A 15,998-nucleotide genomic window follows, 5' to 3' on the forward strand; every position below is an offset into this window, starting at 1 on the left:
TGAGTCAGGCCTCTCCGCCGGGTCGGCGGTAGCGATAACCGAACCCGCGCACGGATTCGATGGGCGACTCGTCCGGGTCGGACCAGCCGAGCTTGCGGCGCAGCCGGAGTACGGCGAACTTCACCCGCTCCTGACCGATGCCGGTGGGGTCGTCCCACGCCTGGGTCAGCAGCTGGTTCGGGCTCAGCACCGCACCGGCGTGCCGGACCAGCGCATTGAGCAGGCGGAACTCGGTCGGAGTCAGTCGCTTCTCGTCACCCTTGACGTAGACCCGCCGCTTGGTCGGGTCGAGGTGCACGAGACCGTCGTCGTAGACCTGACTGGCCCAGCTGTTCTGGCCGTTCGAGGAGCGGCGCAGCAGGGCCTCGACCCGGGCGAGCAGCTCGTTGTTGGCGAACGGCTTGGTCAGGTAGTCGTCGGCACCGCCGCGCAGGCCGCGTACCTTCTCCGCCTCCTGGCCGTGCGCGGTCAGCACCAGCACCGGCACGTCGGAGACGTCACGCAGGCGCTCGAGGACCTGCCAGCCGTCCATCTCGGGCAGCCCGACGTCGAGCACCACCAGATCGGGATGCTCGGCGTATGCCTCCTTCAGGCCGGTACGCCCGTCGCCGGCATGTGCCACCTCATAGCCCGCACGGCTGAACAGCAGCCGGAGGGCGAGAGCGATGTCCGGATCGTCCTCGACGACGAGAAGGCGACTCATCGTGTGCTCACCGTTGCCCCCCACCCCTCGCTCACGCCCGTGTTGTGCACACGGCCGTCCGCCGGATCCGCCGGTGGCGGCCCGTCCAGGTCAGCGTCTTGCTCGGCGCCGTTCGCGCGACCGCGAGCGGCGGAATCAACCGTGTAAAGCCACGATAGCGTGATGTCACGGTCTATTTACGGACAGTGACAGTTTAGCGGGCTATCCGGCTCGTGGAGGGCGTCCGCACGTTTCCGGCGGCAAGGGACCGGAGTGACAGCTGAGGTCGGCGCACGAGGCCATCCCACCAGCGTGACACTTTTGCGTAGGGTGATGCCGGTTTCCGCCAAATAAGGGACTTACGGCCGGGAAACAGCTGCGATATCCCTAGGTGGGCGACTCGGCCCACCATAATCCGGGAGGCATCCGTGCACGTCCAGGCCGTACAGCGTCTCGTACTGCTCACCGCCGCGCCCGTCGCGCTGCTGGCGGTCGGCACGCCTGCGCAGGCCCGGGTCCCGGCGCCGCCGCTCCCGGCGAACGCACCGGACACCGCCATCACCCCGGCCCAGCTGATGTCCGAGGTCGTCACGAAGACCAACCAGCAGCGCCGGGCGAACGGGTGCACCTCGCTCGCGGTCGACCAGGAACTGACCATCGCGTCCATCCGGCAGAGCATCTACATGGCCAAGACCGGCCAGTTCACGCACGTATGGAAGGACGGCACGACGTTCATCGCCCGCTCGCACGCGGCCGGCTACGAACAGCCGTCCGGCGAGAACATCGCCTGGGGCTACCGCACCTCGGAGGAGGTGCTGGACGCCTGGATGGCCAGCCCGAGTCACCGGGAGAACATCCTCAACTGCAGCGCCCATTCGATCGGCACCGGCGTCGCCTACGGCCCCAACGGCCTGCCTTATTACACCCAGGTCTTCGGGTACGAGTGAGCCGAACCCCTTAGAACTCGCAGTTCACCAGCACCGGCTCGGGGTGCAGCTCGATGCCGAACGTGGCCACGACGCCCGCCCGGATCGTCCGAGCGAGGTCGAGCAGCGCCGTGGTCGTGCCGGCGCCGCGGTTGGTCAGGGCCAGCGTGTGCTTGGTCGAGATCGCCACGCCCTCGCCGGCGAACCCCTTCGGGAAACCGGCGTGCTCGATCAGCCAGGCCGCCGGGATCTTGACGCTGCCGTCCTCGCCCGGCCAGTGCGGCGCGTGCTCGAGACCCAGCGTCGCCCAGAGCTCGGCGCTCACCACCGGGTTGGTGAAGAACGAGCCCACCGACCAGGTGTCCCGGTCATCCGGGTCGAGCACCATGCCTTTCTGCTCGCGCAGCTTCCGGACGGTGTCCCGGGCCTGGCGCAGCGGCACCCGGTCACCGGCCTCGGCGCCCAGGCTGCGGGCCAGCTCGGCGTAGCGGATCGGGGCCGACTCCGCCGACACCGCGAGCCGGAAGTCGACGTGCAGCACCAGGTAGCGGTCGCTGTGCTTGAAGACGCTCGACCGGTACGCGAACGCGCACTCGGCCGGGGACATCGCCCGGACGGTGTCGTGCTCCCGGTCGTACGCGTGCACGGCCACGATCGTGTCCGCGACCTCCGACCCGTACGCCCCGACGTTCTGGATCGGGGTGGCGCCGGCCGAACCGGGGATGCCGGACAGGAACTCGATGCCCGACCAGCCGCTGGTCACCGCGTACTCCACGAAGTCGTCCCAGACCTCGCCCGCGGCAACCCGGACGACCACCCGCTCAGCTCGCGAGTCGACCACCTCGATGCCGCGCGTGCGCAGCAGCAGGACCTCGCCGGCGAAGCCGGCATCGCCGATCACCACGTTGCTTCCGCCGGCCAGAACGAGGACCGGACGGCCCTGATCTGCGGCGTTACGCACGGTAGCGACGGCAAGGTCCGTTTCGGCAGCCACCGTCAACGTGCCGGGCCGCCCGCCGAGGCGTAGCGTCGTGTACGCCGCAAGGGAGTCCGCGGGTGCGTCGATTTGGCGTTGGCTACTAACGTCAGGCACGACGTTCACCCTAGGCTCAAGGCGCCGGGACACTCATCGGCGGTCCGATGAAGCGGAGATTATCGCGATGAACAGGCTGCACGCGACCAAGGAGTTCTGGATCGCTGCCCTGCGGGCGGACAGCCCGGCCCTGCAGGACGCGGTGGCCCAGGCCGGCCCGTCCGCGCCGGTGCCCTCCTGCCCGGACTGGACCTGCGCCGACCTGGTCGAGCACATCACCACGCTCGCCCACTGGGTGCGCGCGACCGTGCCGCGCGGTGTCACCACCGGCCCGACCACCGCGCCGGTGCGCGAGGGCGAGCGACCCGAGTGGGATGCCGCGCTCGACGAGTTGCGCCGCGAGCTCACCGGCACGATCGAGACGCTCGACGCCGTCGAGGCCGACTTCCCCGCGTGGAACTGGGCGCCGCAGGCGAAGCAGGCGGGTTTCTGGCACCGCCGGATGGCGCACGAGATCTCCGTCCACCGGTGGGACGCGGAGGCGGCGGCCGGGCGGCCGACGTCGATCGAGACCAAGCTCGCCGCCGACGGCATCAGCGAGGTGCTCGACACCTGGCTGCCGGCCGGCAAGCGGAAAGGCCCCACCGACCTGCACGGAGTCGTGCATCTGGTGGCCGGTGACGCGGGCTACGAGTGGTTCGTCCGGCTGCGCGGCGCCGGGGTGGCGCTGCTCGACACCAGCACGATTCTGGACACCGACGACCACCACGCGCGGGCCCAGGCGACCGGCCCGGCCAGCGACCTGCTGCTCGCCCTGATGGGCCGGCAGCGGATGGATCGCCTGGTGGTTACCGGAGATCCTCGGCTGATCTCGGCCTTGCGGACCGGCTGACCCGTTTAAATTCGTCTTACCGGCGGTTCGTCGAGGGCCCTTCGGCCCCTATGATTAACCGGTTAAGTGACTTCGCGAACACCTTTCGCAACACCAGGAAGCGGGGAACGCATGACGGCAACCGTCACGTCCACGTCGGCGCAGCCGGCCCTCGCCGGGATCACCTTCCCCGACGGCTTCGTCTGGGGCGCGGCCACCGCGTCGTACCAGATCGAGGGCGCGGCGCGGGAGGATGGCCGCGGCCCGTCCATCTGGGACACCTTCAGCCGCGAGCCCGGCCGGGTCTACCGCGGGCACACCGGCGACGTGGCCGACGACCACTACCACCGCTACGTCGAGGACGTGGCGCTGATGGCGGATCTCGGCCTCGCGTCGTACCGGTACTCCATCGCCTGGCCGCGGATCCAGCCGGACGGCACCGGCCCGGTCAACGTCAAGGGGCTCGACTTCTACGACCGGCTCACCGACGAACTGCTCGGCAAGGGCATCGACCCGGTGGTCACGCTCTACCACTGGGACCTGCCGCAGACCCTGGAAGACCTCGGTGGCTGGGCCAACCGGCTCACCGCGGAGGCCTTCGGCGAGTACGCCCAGATCGTCTACGCCAAGCTCGGTGACCGGGTCGGCACCTGGACCACGCTCAACGAGCCGTGGTGCTCGGCCTACCTCGGTTACGCCAGCGGCCGGCACGCGCCCGGCAAGCAGGACCCGGCGGCGGCCTTCGCGGCCGTGCACCACCTGCTGCTCGGGCACGGTCTGGCCGCCCGGGCGCTGCGCTCGGCCGGCGCCCGCAGTGTCAGCATCACGCTCAACCCGTCGGTGGCCTTCCCGCTCGACCCGGACAGCAAGGCCGATCTCGAGGCCGTCCGGATCATCGACGGGCTGTCCAACCGGATGTTCCTCGACCCGCTGCTCAAGGGTCAGTACCCGGCCGACATGCTCACCCACATGGCCCGGTTCACCGACCTGGCCTACATCCAGGACGGCGACCTGGCGACCATCAACGCGCCGATCGACGTGCTGGGGATCAACTTCTACATGCCGTCGTACGTGTCGGCGAAGCCCGGCACGCCCGCGGCACCGGACCAGCCCGGCAGTGAGGGCATCGCCTTCCGCGAGCCCGACGGCCCGGTGACCGACATGAACTGGCTGATCGAACCGTCCGGCCTGACCCGCCTGCTCAAGCGGATCCACCAGGACTACCCGGGCACCCCGCTGCTGATCACCGAGAACGGTGCGGCCTACCCCGACGGGCCCGGCCCGGACGGTGAGGTCCATGACACCCGACGCATCGAATATCTCGACGGTCACCTGCGAGCCTGCCATGATGCCTTGGCGGCCGGTGTCGATCTGCGTGGCTACTTCCTCTGGTCGCTCATGGACAACTTCGAGTGGGCCGAGGGGTACGCGAAGCGCTTCGGGATCGTGCACGTCGACTACGCCACCCAGGAACGGCGGCTGAAGGACAGCGCGAAGTGGTACCGGGAGGTGATCCGCCGCAACGGCATCGCCCCGGGAGAGAGCGAGGGGTGACCTGGTGGTGACGCGGGAACGACCGACCCTGGAGGCGGTGGCGCGACGCGCCGGAGTGTCCAGGGCGACCGTTTCCCGCGTCGTCAACGGCTCCACATCGGTGGCCGCCTCGATCCGCGAGGCGGTCAACCGGGCCGTCGAGGAATTGGGGTACGTGCCCAATCAGGCCGCCCGCAGCCTGGTGACCCAGCGCACCGAGTCGATCGCGCTGATCCTGCCGGAAACGGCCAACCGGGTCTTCTCCGACGATCTCTTCTTCCCGGCGATCATCCGCGGCGTCGGCGGCGAGCTCGAGGCGGCCGACAAGCAGCTGGTGCTGATGATGGCCGGCTCGGCCAAGAGCCACGACCGCGTCGAGCGGTACGCGGTGGCCGGGCACGTCGACGGCGTGATGTTCGCGTCCATGCACGGCGCCGACCCGCTGCCCGGCACGCTGGTGCGGCTCGGCATCCCGGTGGTCTGCAGCGGCCGCCCGATCGGCGAGGCCGCGGTGCCCTACGTGGACGTCGACCACTTCGGCGGGGTCTGCTCGGCGGTCCGCCACCTGGTCGCGGCCGGCCGCCGCCGGATCGCCACCATCGCCGGTCCGCAGGACATGGTGGCCGGCATCGACCGGCTGGCCGGCTATCGCGCCACCCTCGACGAGGCCGGTCTCGCCCAGCACGTGCAGATCGGCGACTTCACCCGCGAGTCCGGCATGGTCGCGATGCGCAAGCTGCTCGACGACGACCCGGCCCTGGACGCGGTCTTCGTGGCGTCCGACATGATGGCGCACGGCGCGCTGACCGCCCTCAAGGACGCCGGCCGACGGGTGCCGGCCGACGTCGCGGTGATCGGCTTCGACGACTTCGAGATCAGCCGCTACAGCGAGCCGCCGCTGACCACGGTGCGTCAGCCGATCGTCGAGATGGGCCGCACCATGGCCCGCCAGCTGCTCGGCCTGATCAACGGCGAGCCACACCTGCCGGACGCCGTGGTGTTACCGACCGAGCTGGTGATCCGCGAGAGCGCGTGATGTCTCGACGGGGTGACCCAGCGCCATCCGGGACAGCAGGGTGCCCCCGGCCACCGCGGCCGGCATCAGCAGGACCGCGCCGAGCGGGATCAGGAAGCAGCAGAAGACGGCCACGCCGAAGCCGATCGCGAGCGGCCGCTGGGCGCGCAGCGCGACCCGGCGGTCGGCCAGCCGCTTTCCTCGCCGCTGGAACGGCACGCCGGTCAGCTCGACCGCGAGCAGCCAGCCGCCGACCGTGGCGCCGAGCACCGGGATCACCGTCTGCCCGACCAGCGGCAGGAAGCCGAGCAGGAAGAGCGGGACGCCGAACAGGATGGACAGCCCGATGAGCCGCAGCGAGTCGATCAGGCTGCGGCGCAGCGACTGCCAGAAGCTCACCTCGACCTCGTCCGGCACTCCGCCGAACCGGTCCTCGACCAGCTCCGAGATGCGCTCGTAGAACGGGTCGCCGATCAGCAACGTCACCGCGGTGAACGTGAGGATGCCGAGCAGGACGGACACCCCGAGCAGGCCGGCGCCGCCCAGCACCCGGGCCAGGTCGCGCGGGCCCTCGGACCAGTCGTCGGCGAACCAGGTCACGCCCCGGGACAGCCGGGGCAGGAAGTCGACCAGCACGACCAGGGCGATCGTGTAGATCAGACCGGAGATCAGGGCGGGCAGCAGGCCGAGCCCGAGCAGCTTGGGGCTGCGCAGGACCAGGCCGAGACCGCGGGCGAGCAGGGAGGCGCCCTGCAGGAACTGCCGAACTGCGTTCACGCTTCGGCAGCCTATTGCCTCAGCGCCAGACGCAGCCCATTGCCTCGGGGCGCCGGATCAGTTGTCACCGGTCGGCATGCTCGGGTCGGCCGACTCGGACGTGCTCGGCGAGCTGGTCGGCGTCACGACGATCTCGGTCGGCGTCGGCACCGGCGGCATGTCCAGCGTCGGCATGCTGGTCGGCGTGATCACCAGGACCGGCGGCGCGGTGGTGGCGACCGGCGCCGCCGTGGGCGCCTTGGCCGGCAGCAGGGTGGGGGTCAGCACCTTGGGCTTGGCCGACGCCGGCACGGTGGTGACCGGCCGGGGACGGGTGTGTTCGGGGGCCGCGCCGACACCGCCGCTGCCGGCCGCGGCACCGATACCACCGGTGCCGCCGGCCGCGCCGATCGCCGCCGGGCTGCTGGGTGGGGTGGCCAGGGTCCAGCCGATCAGGACGGAGATCGGCAAGCCCACCACCACGAGTCCGAAAAAGACTGATTTAGGGGATAACCGCATGTCCGGAAAACCGAACCGGGAGGGGGAAAAGTTACGGCCCAGCGCTCGGGAAGCGGCTTGATCGATGGCTGCGCAAGCCGGTAGTGTCCGCTCGCCTCCCTCCGCGCGGACGGGGGCGCGGGTCACCACGGGGGAACACATGAAGCTCGCACACCGTCGCTCACTGCCCGTAATCCTCGGCCTGGCGCTGACCGCCGGCGCCGTCTCGATCGCCTCGCCGGCCCACGCCGACGACCCGGAGAACGCCGCTCCCACCGCCTCGTACGCTCTGGACTCCACCGCCATCTGGGCCGGGCAGCAGGTCACGCTGACCGAGAGCGGCCTCACCGACGACACCACCGCGCCGGAAGCCATCACCCGCTCCGTCAACTGGGGCGACGGAAGCACCGGCAGCACGCTCACCCACAAGTACGCCCTGGGCGGCCCCTACCAGGTCACGGTGACGCTGAACGACGGCACGCTGGACGGCCCGGGCGTGTTCACCACCGGCTCCACGGTGACGGTAACCACCTCCCCGGGCACGTACGCCTGGCAGAAGTCGCCGATCTACGTCTACCCGGATTACCAGGAGCAGGGCACCATGCTCGCCACCGGGCTGCCCACCAGCACCCGGGTGTGGACCTCCTGGACCGACGGCGAGACCAGCCTGCTGAACAACGGCACCTCGGCCACCGTCGGCCACTGGTTCGGCGAGGGCCCTCACACGCCGCAGATCACCCTGCAGAACGGCCAGGGCAAGGCCACCGCCCGCAACGCCGACACGCTGACTGTGCTCCCCGACACCACCCGCCCGGTCGCGTCACTGACCGTCCCGGCCAGCCCGAACAAGGCCGCCTCCTGGGCGACCGTCCGCGGCAAGGCCAGCGACAGCGAGTCCGGCGTCGACGTGGTCGGCGTCCAGCTCTACCGGTGGACCGCCACCACGGACTACTACTACAACTTCACGACCAAGGCCTGGGTGAAATACATCTACGGCCAGAGCGTGCCGTCCGCCGCAGCGTCTCTGCGCCCGGTCGATGCGTCCGGCAACTGGTCGGTGGCCGTGGCCGGCCAGGCCAAGGGCTACACGCTCGAGGTCATCGCGTACGCGTGGGACAAGGTCGGCAACCTCTCCAGCGACGTCTACGTCGACTACGCCCTGACCAGCTAGTCCTCGTTGAGGAACGACGAGATGCGCTCGCGGAGCTCGGATCGGTTGGTCCAGAGCACCGCGGGCCGGTCGTAGATGTGCAGTTGAGCGGCCGGTAGCAGGGCGGCCAGTCGTTCGGCCCATGCGGCCGGGTGCACCTCGTCGCCCAGGCAGCCCAGCACCAGTGCGCGCCCGCGGAAGGCCGTCAGCGCCGACTCGTCGGCCACCGCGGGCTCGTGCCACAGGGTGGTCAGCTCGGGGGCCAAGCCGTCCTTCTGGAGCTGCTCGACCCGCTGCCGCAGGTAGCTCCAGCCGGTCGGGGTGTTGCGCACGACCGGCGGCAGCTCGGACTCGACGGCGGCGGCGATCGACGCCGCCTCGCCCGACTCGACCGCGGCGAGCAGCCGCTCCACCCGGGCCTCGGCGGCGGCCGGGCGGGTGCCGTCGAGCGGCGCCGGCAGGTAGAAGACCACCCGTTCGAAGCGGTCGGGTGTCTCGCTGAGCACTCGGGCCAGCGCGCCGGCGCCCATGCTCACGCCGACCGCCCGGGTAGCGCCGGCCAGATCGGCCACCGCCCGCAGGTCGCCGGCCAGATCGCCGAAGCTCCACGGGCCGGGCGGCGCGTCGGAGCGGCCGTGGCCACGGAAGTGGAAGAACACCCGGCGCCCGGTCACCGCGCTGCCCAGCGGGCGGGTGCCGGCGATGTCACCGCCGAGGCCGTGCCCGAAGACGGTGACCGGCTCCCCCACCCCGGTGACCAGCTGTTCGAGACGAACGCCGGACGGGGTGGCGACCAGCTCGGTCGGTGGACCGGGCAGGGTCGGCCGGCCGGTGCGCGGGCCGGTGCGGTCGGGGCGCTGGAGGCGGGGACCGCCGTCCGGCGGGGGCGGCCCGAACCGCCTCACCAGAAGCCTTTGCCGTCCGAGAGGTCTTTGAGCCCGGGACGGACGTCGAGAAGGTAGACCAGGGCGGCACCGATGCCGATCAGGCTGAAGATGCCGATCGGGCCGCTGACCAGCAAGGTCAGCACGATGCACACGGCGAGAATCGCCGCCCACGCACCCTTGGGCAGGGTGCCGATGGCCTGGAAGCCGTCGCCTCGCTGGGTCAGACAGTGGATCAGCGCGACGGCCTGAACTATCAGCGAAAAGATCATGATGACCAGATCGATGTAGCTCTGGACGACACCGTAGAAAATCGGCGCGGAGTAGGCCATGAGAGAGAGTCTATGATGCGGGCCCCGGCAACTGCCGGGGCCCGCTGATCATGTTTTTTACTCGGCCGACTTGTCGGCGGGCTTGATGGCCCGCTTGCGCGGCTTCGGGGCCGGCTTGGCGGCCTCGATGACCTTCGGCTCCTCGGTGGTCTCGATGTCGGCGTTGACCACGTCGGCGACCTCGACGACGCCGGTGCCGACAACCCGCTCACCGCGGGCAACCAGCTGGGTGTACGCCGTGACGGCGCGCTCCTGGGCGAGCTGGGCGATCGACGTCGCCACGCTCGCGGCGTTGCCACGCAGGGCGTCGAAGTCGGTGGTGCTGGCCTTCTCGCGCAGCTGGGTGGCCTTGGCGCCGGCCTGCTCGTTGTAGGTGCGCAGCGAGGCGGCGGCGCGCTCGCTCAGCTCGGTCACCACGGCGGGCAGCTTGCGCAGCTGCTCGACGGCCAGGTCACCGGCGCCGGCGGCGGCGTAGAGCGGGGCGGGGAAACGGGTCTTGGTCTGGTCGGTCATTTCGGCTCCTCAGAGTCTTGGCTGGTCTCGGGCGCGCCGGGCTCTGGTGCGCCAGTTTCGGATGCGCTGGGTTGCGGCGCATGCCGGGCGTTCTCGTTGCGGAACGTCTCGTAGATCTGCGACAGCGACTGCTTCTGGGCGATCGAGAGGTCGGGATCGACCGCGATCGCGGCCAGCACCCCCTGCTGACCCTCGCCGTCGAGCAGGCCGGCCCGCAGGTACATCGCGGGTGTCGACACCCGCAGCGCGCTGGCGATCTGCTGCAACACCTCGGCACTCGGCTTGCGCAGACCGCGCTCGATCTGGCTGAGGTAGGGATTGCTCACGCCCGCCTTGTCAGCGAGCTGACGCAGCGAGATCTTCGCGGTCTGCCGCAGGTCACGGATGAAACTCCCGATGTCCTGAGGCAGATCCTTGGGTGTGGCCACGAGACCGACGTTAGCTCGGAGTGCTAGCTGTTGCAAGCAAAACGCTAGCTACAGCTAGCGTGAAACGAGTCACCGCGTGGCGACACCGAGCAGAGCACGGGTCTCGGCGGTGGTCAGCGGGGCACGCTGGGCGAGCTGGGCGAAACCGGCGGCCCGGGCCACCAGCTGCATGTTCGACTCGACCGCCTGGCCCTTCGCGTACGTGACCGTGTCCTCCATGCCGACCCGCAGGTGCCCGCCCGCCGACAGCGAGGCGAGCATCACCGGGATGGTGCTGCGGCCGATGCCGGTCGCCGAGAACGTCGTCCCGGCCGGCAGATCGCGGATCACCCGCTCGCAGGCGACCAGGGCGGCGGCGGTGCCCGGCATCCCGCCAGGCACCCCCATCACCAGATCGAGGTGCACGTGCCCGCCGGCCGGCAGACCGTATTTGCCGAGCAGCCGCTCCAGCGTGGTGAGCTGGCCCAGGTCGAAGATCTCGTACTCCGGCACGATGCCCCGCTCCTGCATGCGGGTGTGCAGGTCGACGATGAACTCCCAGCGGTTCAGGAACACGCCGTCGCCGAAGTTGACCGTGCCCATCGTGCAGGAGGCCATCTCCGGGCCGGCGTCGAGCACGGCCAGCCGGTCGGACTCCGGATCGGTCACCGCCCCGCCGCTCGACAGCTGCACGATCAGGTCGGTGGCCGCGCGCAGGCCGGCCACGGTGTCCCGCAGCCGGCCCTGGTCGAGGGTGGGCTGGGCGTCGGCGTCGCGGATGTGCACGTGGATGATCGAGGCGCCGAGGGCCTCGCATTCCTTGGCGGTGCGCACGAGCTCGTCGAGGGTGACGGGCAGGGCGGGCACATCCGCCTTGCTGTTCTCGGCGCCGGTCGGAGCAACGGTGATCACGGTCCCGGTCATGAGACGCATCCTGCCACTGCTTTTCAGGCCGAGCTTCAGGCTGGGTCGAGGGGCGGGTCGATGGCCGCCACCGAGTCGCCGATGCGCAGCTCGGCGTCGTCGGCCACGTTGCGCTTCAGCACGGCCAGGGTGATCAGGCCGAGCTCGTGGTGGCGGACCGCGGTGCCGACGAAACCGACCTGCCGGTCGCCCAGGGTCACCGGGGTGCCCTGCACCGGCGGCTGGTCGGAGGCGATCCCGTCGAGGTGCAGCAGCGCCAGGCGGCGCGGCGGGCGGCCCAGGTGGTGCACCCGGGCGACCGTCTCCTGGCCGCGGTAGCAGCCCTTGTCGAGGTGCACGGCCGGGGCGGTGAACTCGGCCTCGGCCGGGATGGTGCGGTGGTCGGTCTCCCAGCCGAGCCGGGGAACCCGGTGCTCGACCCGGATCGCCTCGTAGGCCCAGAGGCCGGCCAGCGGCACGCCGAGCTTCTCGATCACGGCCGCCTTCGCCGAGCGGGGCACGAGCAGGTCGACGCCCAACGGGACGCGGCGAGCCAGGCCACCCTCGTACGCTCGTACGTCATAAATGCTCGTGGCGTGCGGAGGCACCTCGCCGGCGGCGAACTTCGCACCCGGCACCGCACTCAGCCGGGGTGCCGCGAGGTCGGGGAAGAGATCGGCGGCGGCCGGGCCGACCAGGGAGAGGACGGCGAGCTCGGCGGTCGCGTCGCGCGGCTCGACCCGGGTGAAGAAGCGCATCATCTCGAGGTATTTGAGCAGGCCCGCGCCCGCGCCCGGCTCGGTGTCGAGCCACGCGGTGGTGCCGTCCTCGGTGACGAACGCATGCTGCTCGACGTGCCCGTTGGGGGAAAGGACGAGAAGCTCGGAGCCCGTATTAGCCGACAAATCCGACAAGTGTTGAGTGGTCAGAGTGTGCAGCCAGCTCGCCCGTTCCTCGCCCGGCACCGCCAGCACGTCCCGGTTGGAGCGGTCGACCAGGCCGACCGCCGTGGCCAGGGTGCGCTGCTCACGCATCGGGTCGCCATAGTGCGCCGGCACGCCGGCATCGGCGGCGGTGGGATCCAGGTCCTCGACCATGATGGTGGTCATCTCACAGCTCCTTGCGCGGTACTTCCTGGCATTGGCCGCAGACCCCGAAAAGCGACACGTGCCCGACATCGACCCGGAACGCCCGCTCCGCGAGCAGCCGGTCGGTCACCGGCAGCATCACCGTCGGGTCTACCTCACTGATCGACCCACATCCACGGCAGACCAGGTGAACGTGCTGATCCTCACCCGCCGCGTGATAGGTCGGCGAGCCGTGCGACAGGTGGGTGTGGTTGACCAACCCGAGCTCTTCGAGCAGCTCAAGCGTCCGGTAGACGGTGGTGATGTTGACTCCGGCGACCCGCTCACGGACCGCGGTGTGCACTTGCTCGGGGGTGGCGTGCCCGAGGTCATGCACCGCCTCCAGGATGAGCTGACGCTGCGGCGTGAGACGCAGCCCGCGCTCCCGGAGCATTTCGGCTAGCGATGTGGCGGACACGTTACGAGCATAGTTCGGTCCGTCGTTACGCTCCGCCCGTGACCGATCGAGTTCTGGTGTCGCCGGCCGAGTTGTTCGGCGACGGCGTCTTCGAGACCGTTCACCTGCGCCCCGACGGCCCCTGGCTGCTTGATCAGCATCTCGCCCGGCTGGCCCGGTCGGCCGCCCTACTGGATCTTCCGCTGTCCCTGCCGACCGTTTCGGCGCGCGTCGCAGCATTACCCTCGGTGACCGTCGCGAGCGCACTTCGGATCATTCAGACCCGGGAGTCACTGCACGTGGCGGTCTCGGCGATCCCGGCCACCGTCCTCGACGAGCGGCGGACGGGCATCCGAGTGGTCAGCGGAGCCGTCGGCCTCCGGCCGCCCTGGTCACTCGCCGAGGCCAAGACCCTGTCGTACGGGCCGAACTTCGCGGCCCGGCGATGGGCGCGGGCTCAGGGGGGCGACGACCTCTTGTGGGTGACGATTGCGGGGTACGCGCTGGAAGGGCCGACGTCCTCGCTGGTCTGGCTGGCCGGGGACGAGCTTCACTCCGTACCCCCCGCGGAGGCCGCAATCCTGGCCGGCACCACCGCCGCCGAGCTGTTGGCCCGCGCACCCCGGGTGGGTCTTCGCAGTTCCTACCGGATGGTCACGCTCGACGAGCTGACCGGGGCGGACGCGATCTGGTTCGCATCCGCCCTGCGTGGTCTGGCCGAGGTGACCGCACTCGACGGGGTTCCGCGCGCCCGGTCACCGTGGACCGCGCGCCTGCTGGACCTGCTCGGTTATTAGCCGCCGATGCGCAGGAGGCGGGCCGACATGTGCGGGCGCAGGCCGCTCTCGCCGACCGACACCTCGTGCGCGTAGAGCAGCGCGGCATCGACGATGCCGAACAGCCGCTTGGCGCCGCTCAACGGCAGGCCGGACGGTGTGTACGCGACCGCGTCGGCCTCCATCTCCAGGCGGGTCGGGCCGATCGTCGTGCCCAGGTAGAGCTCGGCGGTGCCGTCCGGGGTGATCACCACGGCTTCCATCTCGTCGGTGGCCCGCTCCGCGGCGTTGAGCACCGGCCGCCAGAAGCCCGACTCGACGATCCACTCACTGAGCGGCTTGCCCTCGCCGTCGAGCAGCCAGGACCGCGCCTCGAAGCGCAGGAACGGACGCCCGTCGTGGCTGATCCGGATCTCCTGCGCGAAGTCGTAGTCCTCCTCCGCCGGGAAGCCGCCCTGCCCGCGCCCGCGCCACAGCCCCACGAACGGGAGCAGCCCGAGCAGCGCCGGATGCAGATCTGCACCCTTGCGCAGGTCGTGGGTGTCCTCGTACGGATAGGGCTCGACCGGCGGCGCGTTGAGCCACGGCGGCGGGCCGAGGGGGTTGTCCGACACGTCACTCACTCTTACCAACGCCCCCTGGAAACACGAACGGCCAAATAGCCGATGCCACCCGCCAGCGCGCCCAATCCGGCGACCAGCAAGCTCACGAACCCGATCTCGGTAACCATGACCGGCCCATCTTATGCTGGCCCCCATGGCACGTTTGCTGGTCGTCAAGGCAACCGCCGGCGCCGACGCTCCCGAGCGTTGCTCGCAGGCCTTCACCGTCGCGTCGACCGCCGCCGCGTCCGGCGTGGACGTCTCGTTCTGGCTCACCGGCGAGTCCACCTGGTTCGCCCTGCCGGGCCGGGCCGCCGAGTTCGAGCTGCCGCACGCCGCTCCCCTGCCCGACCTGATCGACCTGCTGCTGTCCTCGGGCCGGGTGACGGCGTGCACCCAGTGCGCGGCCCGCCGCGACATCACCCCGGATGACGTGCTCCCCGGCATCCGGATCGCCGGCGCCGCGGTCTTCGTCGAGGAAGTGACGTCCCCGGACGCCCAGGCCCTGGTCTACTGACTGACGGTCACCTTCACCCGGTCACCGTCCGGCACGACGACCACCGAGCTGTCCCCGGTCCGGTAGGCCCAGGCACTGCCGTCGTCGCGGATGATCGTCGCGCCGACGCTGACCTTGCGCAGCCGCTGCGGCAGATCCGCGGGTTCGTCCAGCTCCGCACTCCAGCTGGCCGCCACCCCACCGTCCGGGTTGCTGACGCTCTGCACCTCCGGCACCGCCGTGCCCCCGAGCGCCTCCAGCACCGCCGCCAGCGTGGCCGGCGCCGCCGCCGCGCTCGGGTCGATCGCCCCCGGCACGTCGGCACTGGCCGGCCGGCACCCGCTGGTGATCCGCAGCGTCAGCACCTTGGCCGTGGCCTCGGCGTTGCTGTCGATCCCGATGAAGTTGCCGGCGTCCGCGTGAAACCCGAGCCGGGTCCCGCCGCGGGTGGCGACGACACTCGGCTGGTACGCCCGCGGAAGCCCGTCCGCGATCCCGTCGAGCGCCGCTCGGGCCCGCCCGGCCCCGACGTAAATGGTGAGGTTGCGGGCCGCTTCGACGCCGCTGCGCACCGGCGTGATCCGGCAGTCCCCGAGCAGTTCGAGCCCACCGAGCACGAGGGCCCGTCCATCACCGTTCGCGGCCGCGAAGAGCACGCCGGCCGCTTGCTGAAGCTCAGGCACGGCATCCGCGATGTCCCGCTGTTCCGGCACGGTGGCCCGCTCATGCCGCACCGACCAGACGGAGAGCACCACCAACGCGGCAATCCACCCGAAAACCAGCCCGACAAGCCACCACCGCCGCTTCGGCGGGGCCTCGACCCCCGGACTAATCACGGCAGCCATGGTGACACGCCCCAACACCGCGCCCGACGGCGCCGCACGAGATGATCACACGCGAAGTTCCCAGCGGGTGCCTACGCCGTCGGCGACGCTAGCGGCCGCCCATCACGGTGGCTCCTGGCCTCGAACCCTGGCTGCCATCCCGCATCACGGACTCGCTAAAGCCTTGCGGACAGTGCCACTCCGAAGAGTGGCGACATACCGTATATGTCCGATGGCGGCGACCTGGCTCGGTTGGATCTAGTGGACTTACGG

At 70.6% G+C, this 15,998-nt stretch carries 20 protein-coding genes and 1 pseudogene; 7 read left to right on the forward strand and 14 right to left on the reverse strand.

The features are described 5' to 3' along the window. Positions 1–4: 4 nt before the first annotated feature. Entirely contained in the window at positions 5–703 is a 699-nt protein-coding gene (locus tag Adu01nite_RS05245) for a response regulator transcription factor (RefSeq protein ID WP_203725359.1), read from the reverse strand. Between the two features lie 407 nt (positions 704–1,110). Here Adu01nite_RS05245 and Adu01nite_RS05250 point away from each other — a divergent pair, with 407 nt between their 5' ends. After that, positions 1,111–1,629, forward strand: coding sequence for a CAP domain-containing protein (locus tag Adu01nite_RS05250; protein WP_203725361.1), 519 nt, complete (start codon positions 1,111–1,113; stop codon positions 1,627–1,629). A 10-nt stretch (positions 1,630–1,639) separates the two neighbouring features. Here Adu01nite_RS05250 and Adu01nite_RS05255 read toward each other — a convergent pair whose 3' ends face one another. Next, positions 1,640–2,710: a UDP-N-acetylmuramate dehydrogenase gene (locus Adu01nite_RS05255; protein ID WP_379130678.1), complete on the reverse strand. Its 1,071-nt coding sequence runs from the start codon at positions 2,708–2,710 to the stop codon at positions 1,640–1,642. A gap of 58 nt (positions 2,711–2,768) precedes the next feature. Between Adu01nite_RS05255 and Adu01nite_RS05260 the strand changes: the two genes are divergently transcribed. The 3 genes from Adu01nite_RS05260 (at position 2,769) to Adu01nite_RS05270 (ending at position 6,081) form a co-directional block, all read left to right on the forward strand. Beyond that, positions 2,769–3,533, forward strand: a complete 765-nt coding sequence (locus Adu01nite_RS05260; protein WP_203725365.1) for a maleylpyruvate isomerase family mycothiol-dependent enzyme — start codon at positions 2,769–2,771, stop codon at positions 3,531–3,533. Positions 3,534–3,644: 111 nt separating this feature from the next. Next, positions 3,645–5,066, forward strand: a complete 1,422-nt coding sequence (locus tag Adu01nite_RS05265; RefSeq protein WP_203725367.1) for a GH1 family beta-glucosidase — start codon at positions 3,645–3,647, stop codon at positions 5,064–5,066. A gap of 4 nt (positions 5,067–5,070) precedes the next feature. Next, positions 5,071–6,081, forward strand: coding sequence for a LacI family DNA-binding transcriptional regulator (locus Adu01nite_RS05270; RefSeq protein WP_203725369.1), 1,011 nt, complete (start codon positions 5,071–5,073; stop codon positions 6,079–6,081). Here Adu01nite_RS05270 and Adu01nite_RS05275 read toward each other — a convergent pair. Further along, positions 6,046–6,837, reverse strand: a complete 792-nt coding sequence (locus Adu01nite_RS05275) for an EI24 domain-containing protein (protein ID WP_203725371.1) — start codon at positions 6,835–6,837, stop codon at positions 6,046–6,048. The genes Adu01nite_RS05270 and Adu01nite_RS05275 overlap by 36 nt on opposite strands. A gap of 57 nt (positions 6,838–6,894) precedes the next feature. Continuing rightward, the gene (locus Adu01nite_RS05280; protein WP_203725373.1) at positions 6,895–7,287 is read right to left on the reverse strand and encodes a hypothetical protein; all 393 of its coding nucleotides are present in this window, start codon (positions 7,285–7,287) and stop codon (positions 6,895–6,897) included. 187 nt (positions 7,288–7,474) lie between these two features. Between Adu01nite_RS05280 and Adu01nite_RS05285 the strand changes: the two genes are divergently transcribed. Next, positions 7,475–8,485: a PKD domain-containing protein gene (locus tag Adu01nite_RS05285; protein ID WP_203725374.1), complete on the forward strand. Its 1,011-nt coding sequence runs from the start codon at positions 7,475–7,477 to the stop codon at positions 8,483–8,485. On the opposite strand, the gene Adu01nite_RS05290 is transcribed toward Adu01nite_RS05285, so the two are convergent. From Adu01nite_RS05290 to Adu01nite_RS05320, 7 genes and pseudogenes are all read right to left on the reverse strand, one after another. Continuing rightward, entirely contained in the window at positions 8,482–9,369 is an 888-nt protein-coding gene (locus Adu01nite_RS05290; RefSeq protein WP_203725375.1) for an alpha/beta fold hydrolase, read from the reverse strand. The genes Adu01nite_RS05285 and Adu01nite_RS05290 overlap by 4 nt on opposite strands. Continuing rightward, the gene (locus Adu01nite_RS05295) at positions 9,366–9,680 is read right to left on the reverse strand and encodes a DUF2516 family protein (protein WP_203725376.1); all 315 of its coding nucleotides are present in this window, start codon (positions 9,678–9,680) and stop codon (positions 9,366–9,368) included. The genes Adu01nite_RS05290 and Adu01nite_RS05295 overlap by 4 nt, the downstream gene beginning before the upstream one ends. A gap of 57 nt (positions 9,681–9,737) precedes the next feature. Beyond that, a complete protein-coding gene (locus Adu01nite_RS05300) occupies positions 9,738–10,193 on the reverse strand; it encodes a hypothetical protein (RefSeq protein WP_203725377.1) in 456 nt (151 codons plus the stop codon). Between the two features lie 76 nt (positions 10,194–10,269). Next, positions 10,270–10,621: pseudogene (locus tag Adu01nite_RS05305) on the reverse strand (helix-turn-helix domain-containing protein); the annotation flags it as partial. A gap of 69 nt (positions 10,622–10,690) precedes the next feature. Then, positions 10,691–11,533, reverse strand: coding sequence for a beta-keto acid cleavage family enzyme (locus tag Adu01nite_RS05310; RefSeq protein WP_203725378.1), 843 nt, complete (start codon positions 11,531–11,533; stop codon positions 10,691–10,693). A 26-nt stretch (positions 11,534–11,559) separates the two neighbouring features. Next, positions 11,560–12,612: a CAF17-like 4Fe-4S cluster assembly/insertion protein YgfZ gene (gene ygfZ, locus Adu01nite_RS05315; RefSeq protein ID WP_203725379.1), complete on the reverse strand. Its 1,053-nt coding sequence runs from the start codon at positions 12,610–12,612 to the stop codon at positions 11,560–11,562. A 1-nt stretch (position 12,613) separates the two neighbouring features. Continuing rightward, positions 12,614–13,024, reverse strand: coding sequence for a Fur family transcriptional regulator (locus Adu01nite_RS05320; RefSeq protein WP_203725454.1), 411 nt, complete (start codon positions 13,022–13,024; stop codon positions 12,614–12,616). 62 nt (positions 13,025–13,086) lie between these two features. On the opposite strand from Adu01nite_RS05320, the gene Adu01nite_RS05325 reads away from it, so the two are divergent. After that, positions 13,087–13,824 carry an aminotransferase class IV gene (locus tag Adu01nite_RS05325; protein WP_203725380.1) on the forward strand — a complete coding sequence of 246 codons (738 nt, stop codon included), beginning with the start codon at positions 13,087–13,089 and terminating at the stop codon, positions 13,822–13,824. On the opposite strand, the gene Adu01nite_RS05330 is transcribed toward Adu01nite_RS05325, so the two are convergent. Then, on the reverse strand, positions 13,821–14,417 hold the full coding sequence (locus Adu01nite_RS05330) for a heme-binding beta-barrel domain-containing protein (RefSeq protein WP_379130657.1): 597 nt from the start codon (positions 14,415–14,417) through the stop codon (positions 13,821–13,823). The two genes, Adu01nite_RS05325 and Adu01nite_RS05330, sit on opposite strands and share 4 nt — an antisense overlap. Positions 14,418–14,428: 11 nt before the next feature. Then, on the reverse strand, positions 14,429–14,533 hold the full coding sequence (mtfM, locus tag Adu01nite_RS48380) for a small membrane protein MtfM (RefSeq protein ID WP_275407434.1): 105 nt from the start codon (positions 14,531–14,533) through the stop codon (positions 14,429–14,431). Positions 14,534–14,547: 14 nt separating this feature from the next. On the opposite strand from mtfM, the gene Adu01nite_RS05335 reads away from it, so the two are divergent. After that, entirely contained in the window at positions 14,548–14,922 is a 375-nt protein-coding gene (locus tag Adu01nite_RS05335; RefSeq protein WP_203725382.1) for a DsrE family protein, read from the forward strand. On the opposite strand, the gene Adu01nite_RS05340 is transcribed toward Adu01nite_RS05335, so the two are convergent. After that, positions 14,916–15,737: a hypothetical protein gene (locus Adu01nite_RS05340; protein ID WP_239132152.1), complete on the reverse strand. Its 822-nt coding sequence runs from the start codon at positions 15,735–15,737 to the stop codon at positions 14,916–14,918. The two genes, Adu01nite_RS05335 and Adu01nite_RS05340, sit on opposite strands and share 7 nt — an antisense overlap. Positions 15,738–15,998: the final 261 nt, after the last annotated feature.

Origin of the sequence: Paractinoplanes durhamensis (assembly GCF_016862175.1) — a bacterium.
GTDB lineage: Bacteria > Actinomycetota > Actinomycetes > Mycobacteriales > Micromonosporaceae > Actinoplanes > Actinoplanes durhamensis.

Coding starts and splice junctions, on each gene's coding strand:
- Adu01nite_RS05245 (WP_203725359.1), bottom strand. CDS start 703: ATGAGTCGCCTTCTCGTCGTCGAGGACGATCCGGACATCGCTCTCGCC.
- Adu01nite_RS05260 (WP_203725365.1), top strand. CDS start 2,769: ATGAACAGGCTGCACGCGACCAAGGAGTTCTGGATCGCTGCCCTGCGG.
- Adu01nite_RS05265 (WP_203725367.1), top strand. CDS start 3,645: ATGACGGCAACCGTCACGTCCACGTCGGCGCAGCCGGCCCTCGCCGGG.
- Adu01nite_RS05285 (WP_203725374.1), top strand. CDS start 7,475: ATGAAGCTCGCACACCGTCGCTCACTGCCCGTAATCCTCGGCCTGGCG.
- Adu01nite_RS05295 (WP_203725376.1), bottom strand. CDS start 9,680: ATGGCCTACTCCGCGCCGATTTTCTACGGTGTCGTCCAGAGCTACATC.
- Adu01nite_RS05300 (WP_203725377.1), bottom strand. CDS start 10,193: ATGACCGACCAGACCAAGACCCGTTTCCCCGCCCCGCTCTACGCCGCC.
- Adu01nite_RS05310 (WP_203725378.1), bottom strand. CDS start 11,533: ATGCGTCTCATGACCGGGACCGTGATCACCGTTGCTCCGACCGGCGCC.
- ygfZ (WP_203725379.1), bottom strand. CDS start 12,612: ATGACCACCATCATGGTCGAGGACCTGGATCCCACCGCCGCCGATGCC.
- Adu01nite_RS05320 (WP_203725454.1), bottom strand. CDS start 13,024: ATGCTCCGGGAGCGCGGGCTGCGTCTCACGCCGCAGCGTCAGCTCATC.
- mtfM (WP_275407434.1), bottom strand. CDS start 14,533: ATGGTTACCGAGATCGGGTTCGTGAGCTTGCTGGTCGCCGGATTGGGC.
- Adu01nite_RS05335 (WP_203725382.1), top strand. CDS start 14,548: ATGCTGGCCCCCATGGCACGTTTGCTGGTCGTCAAGGCAACCGCCGGC.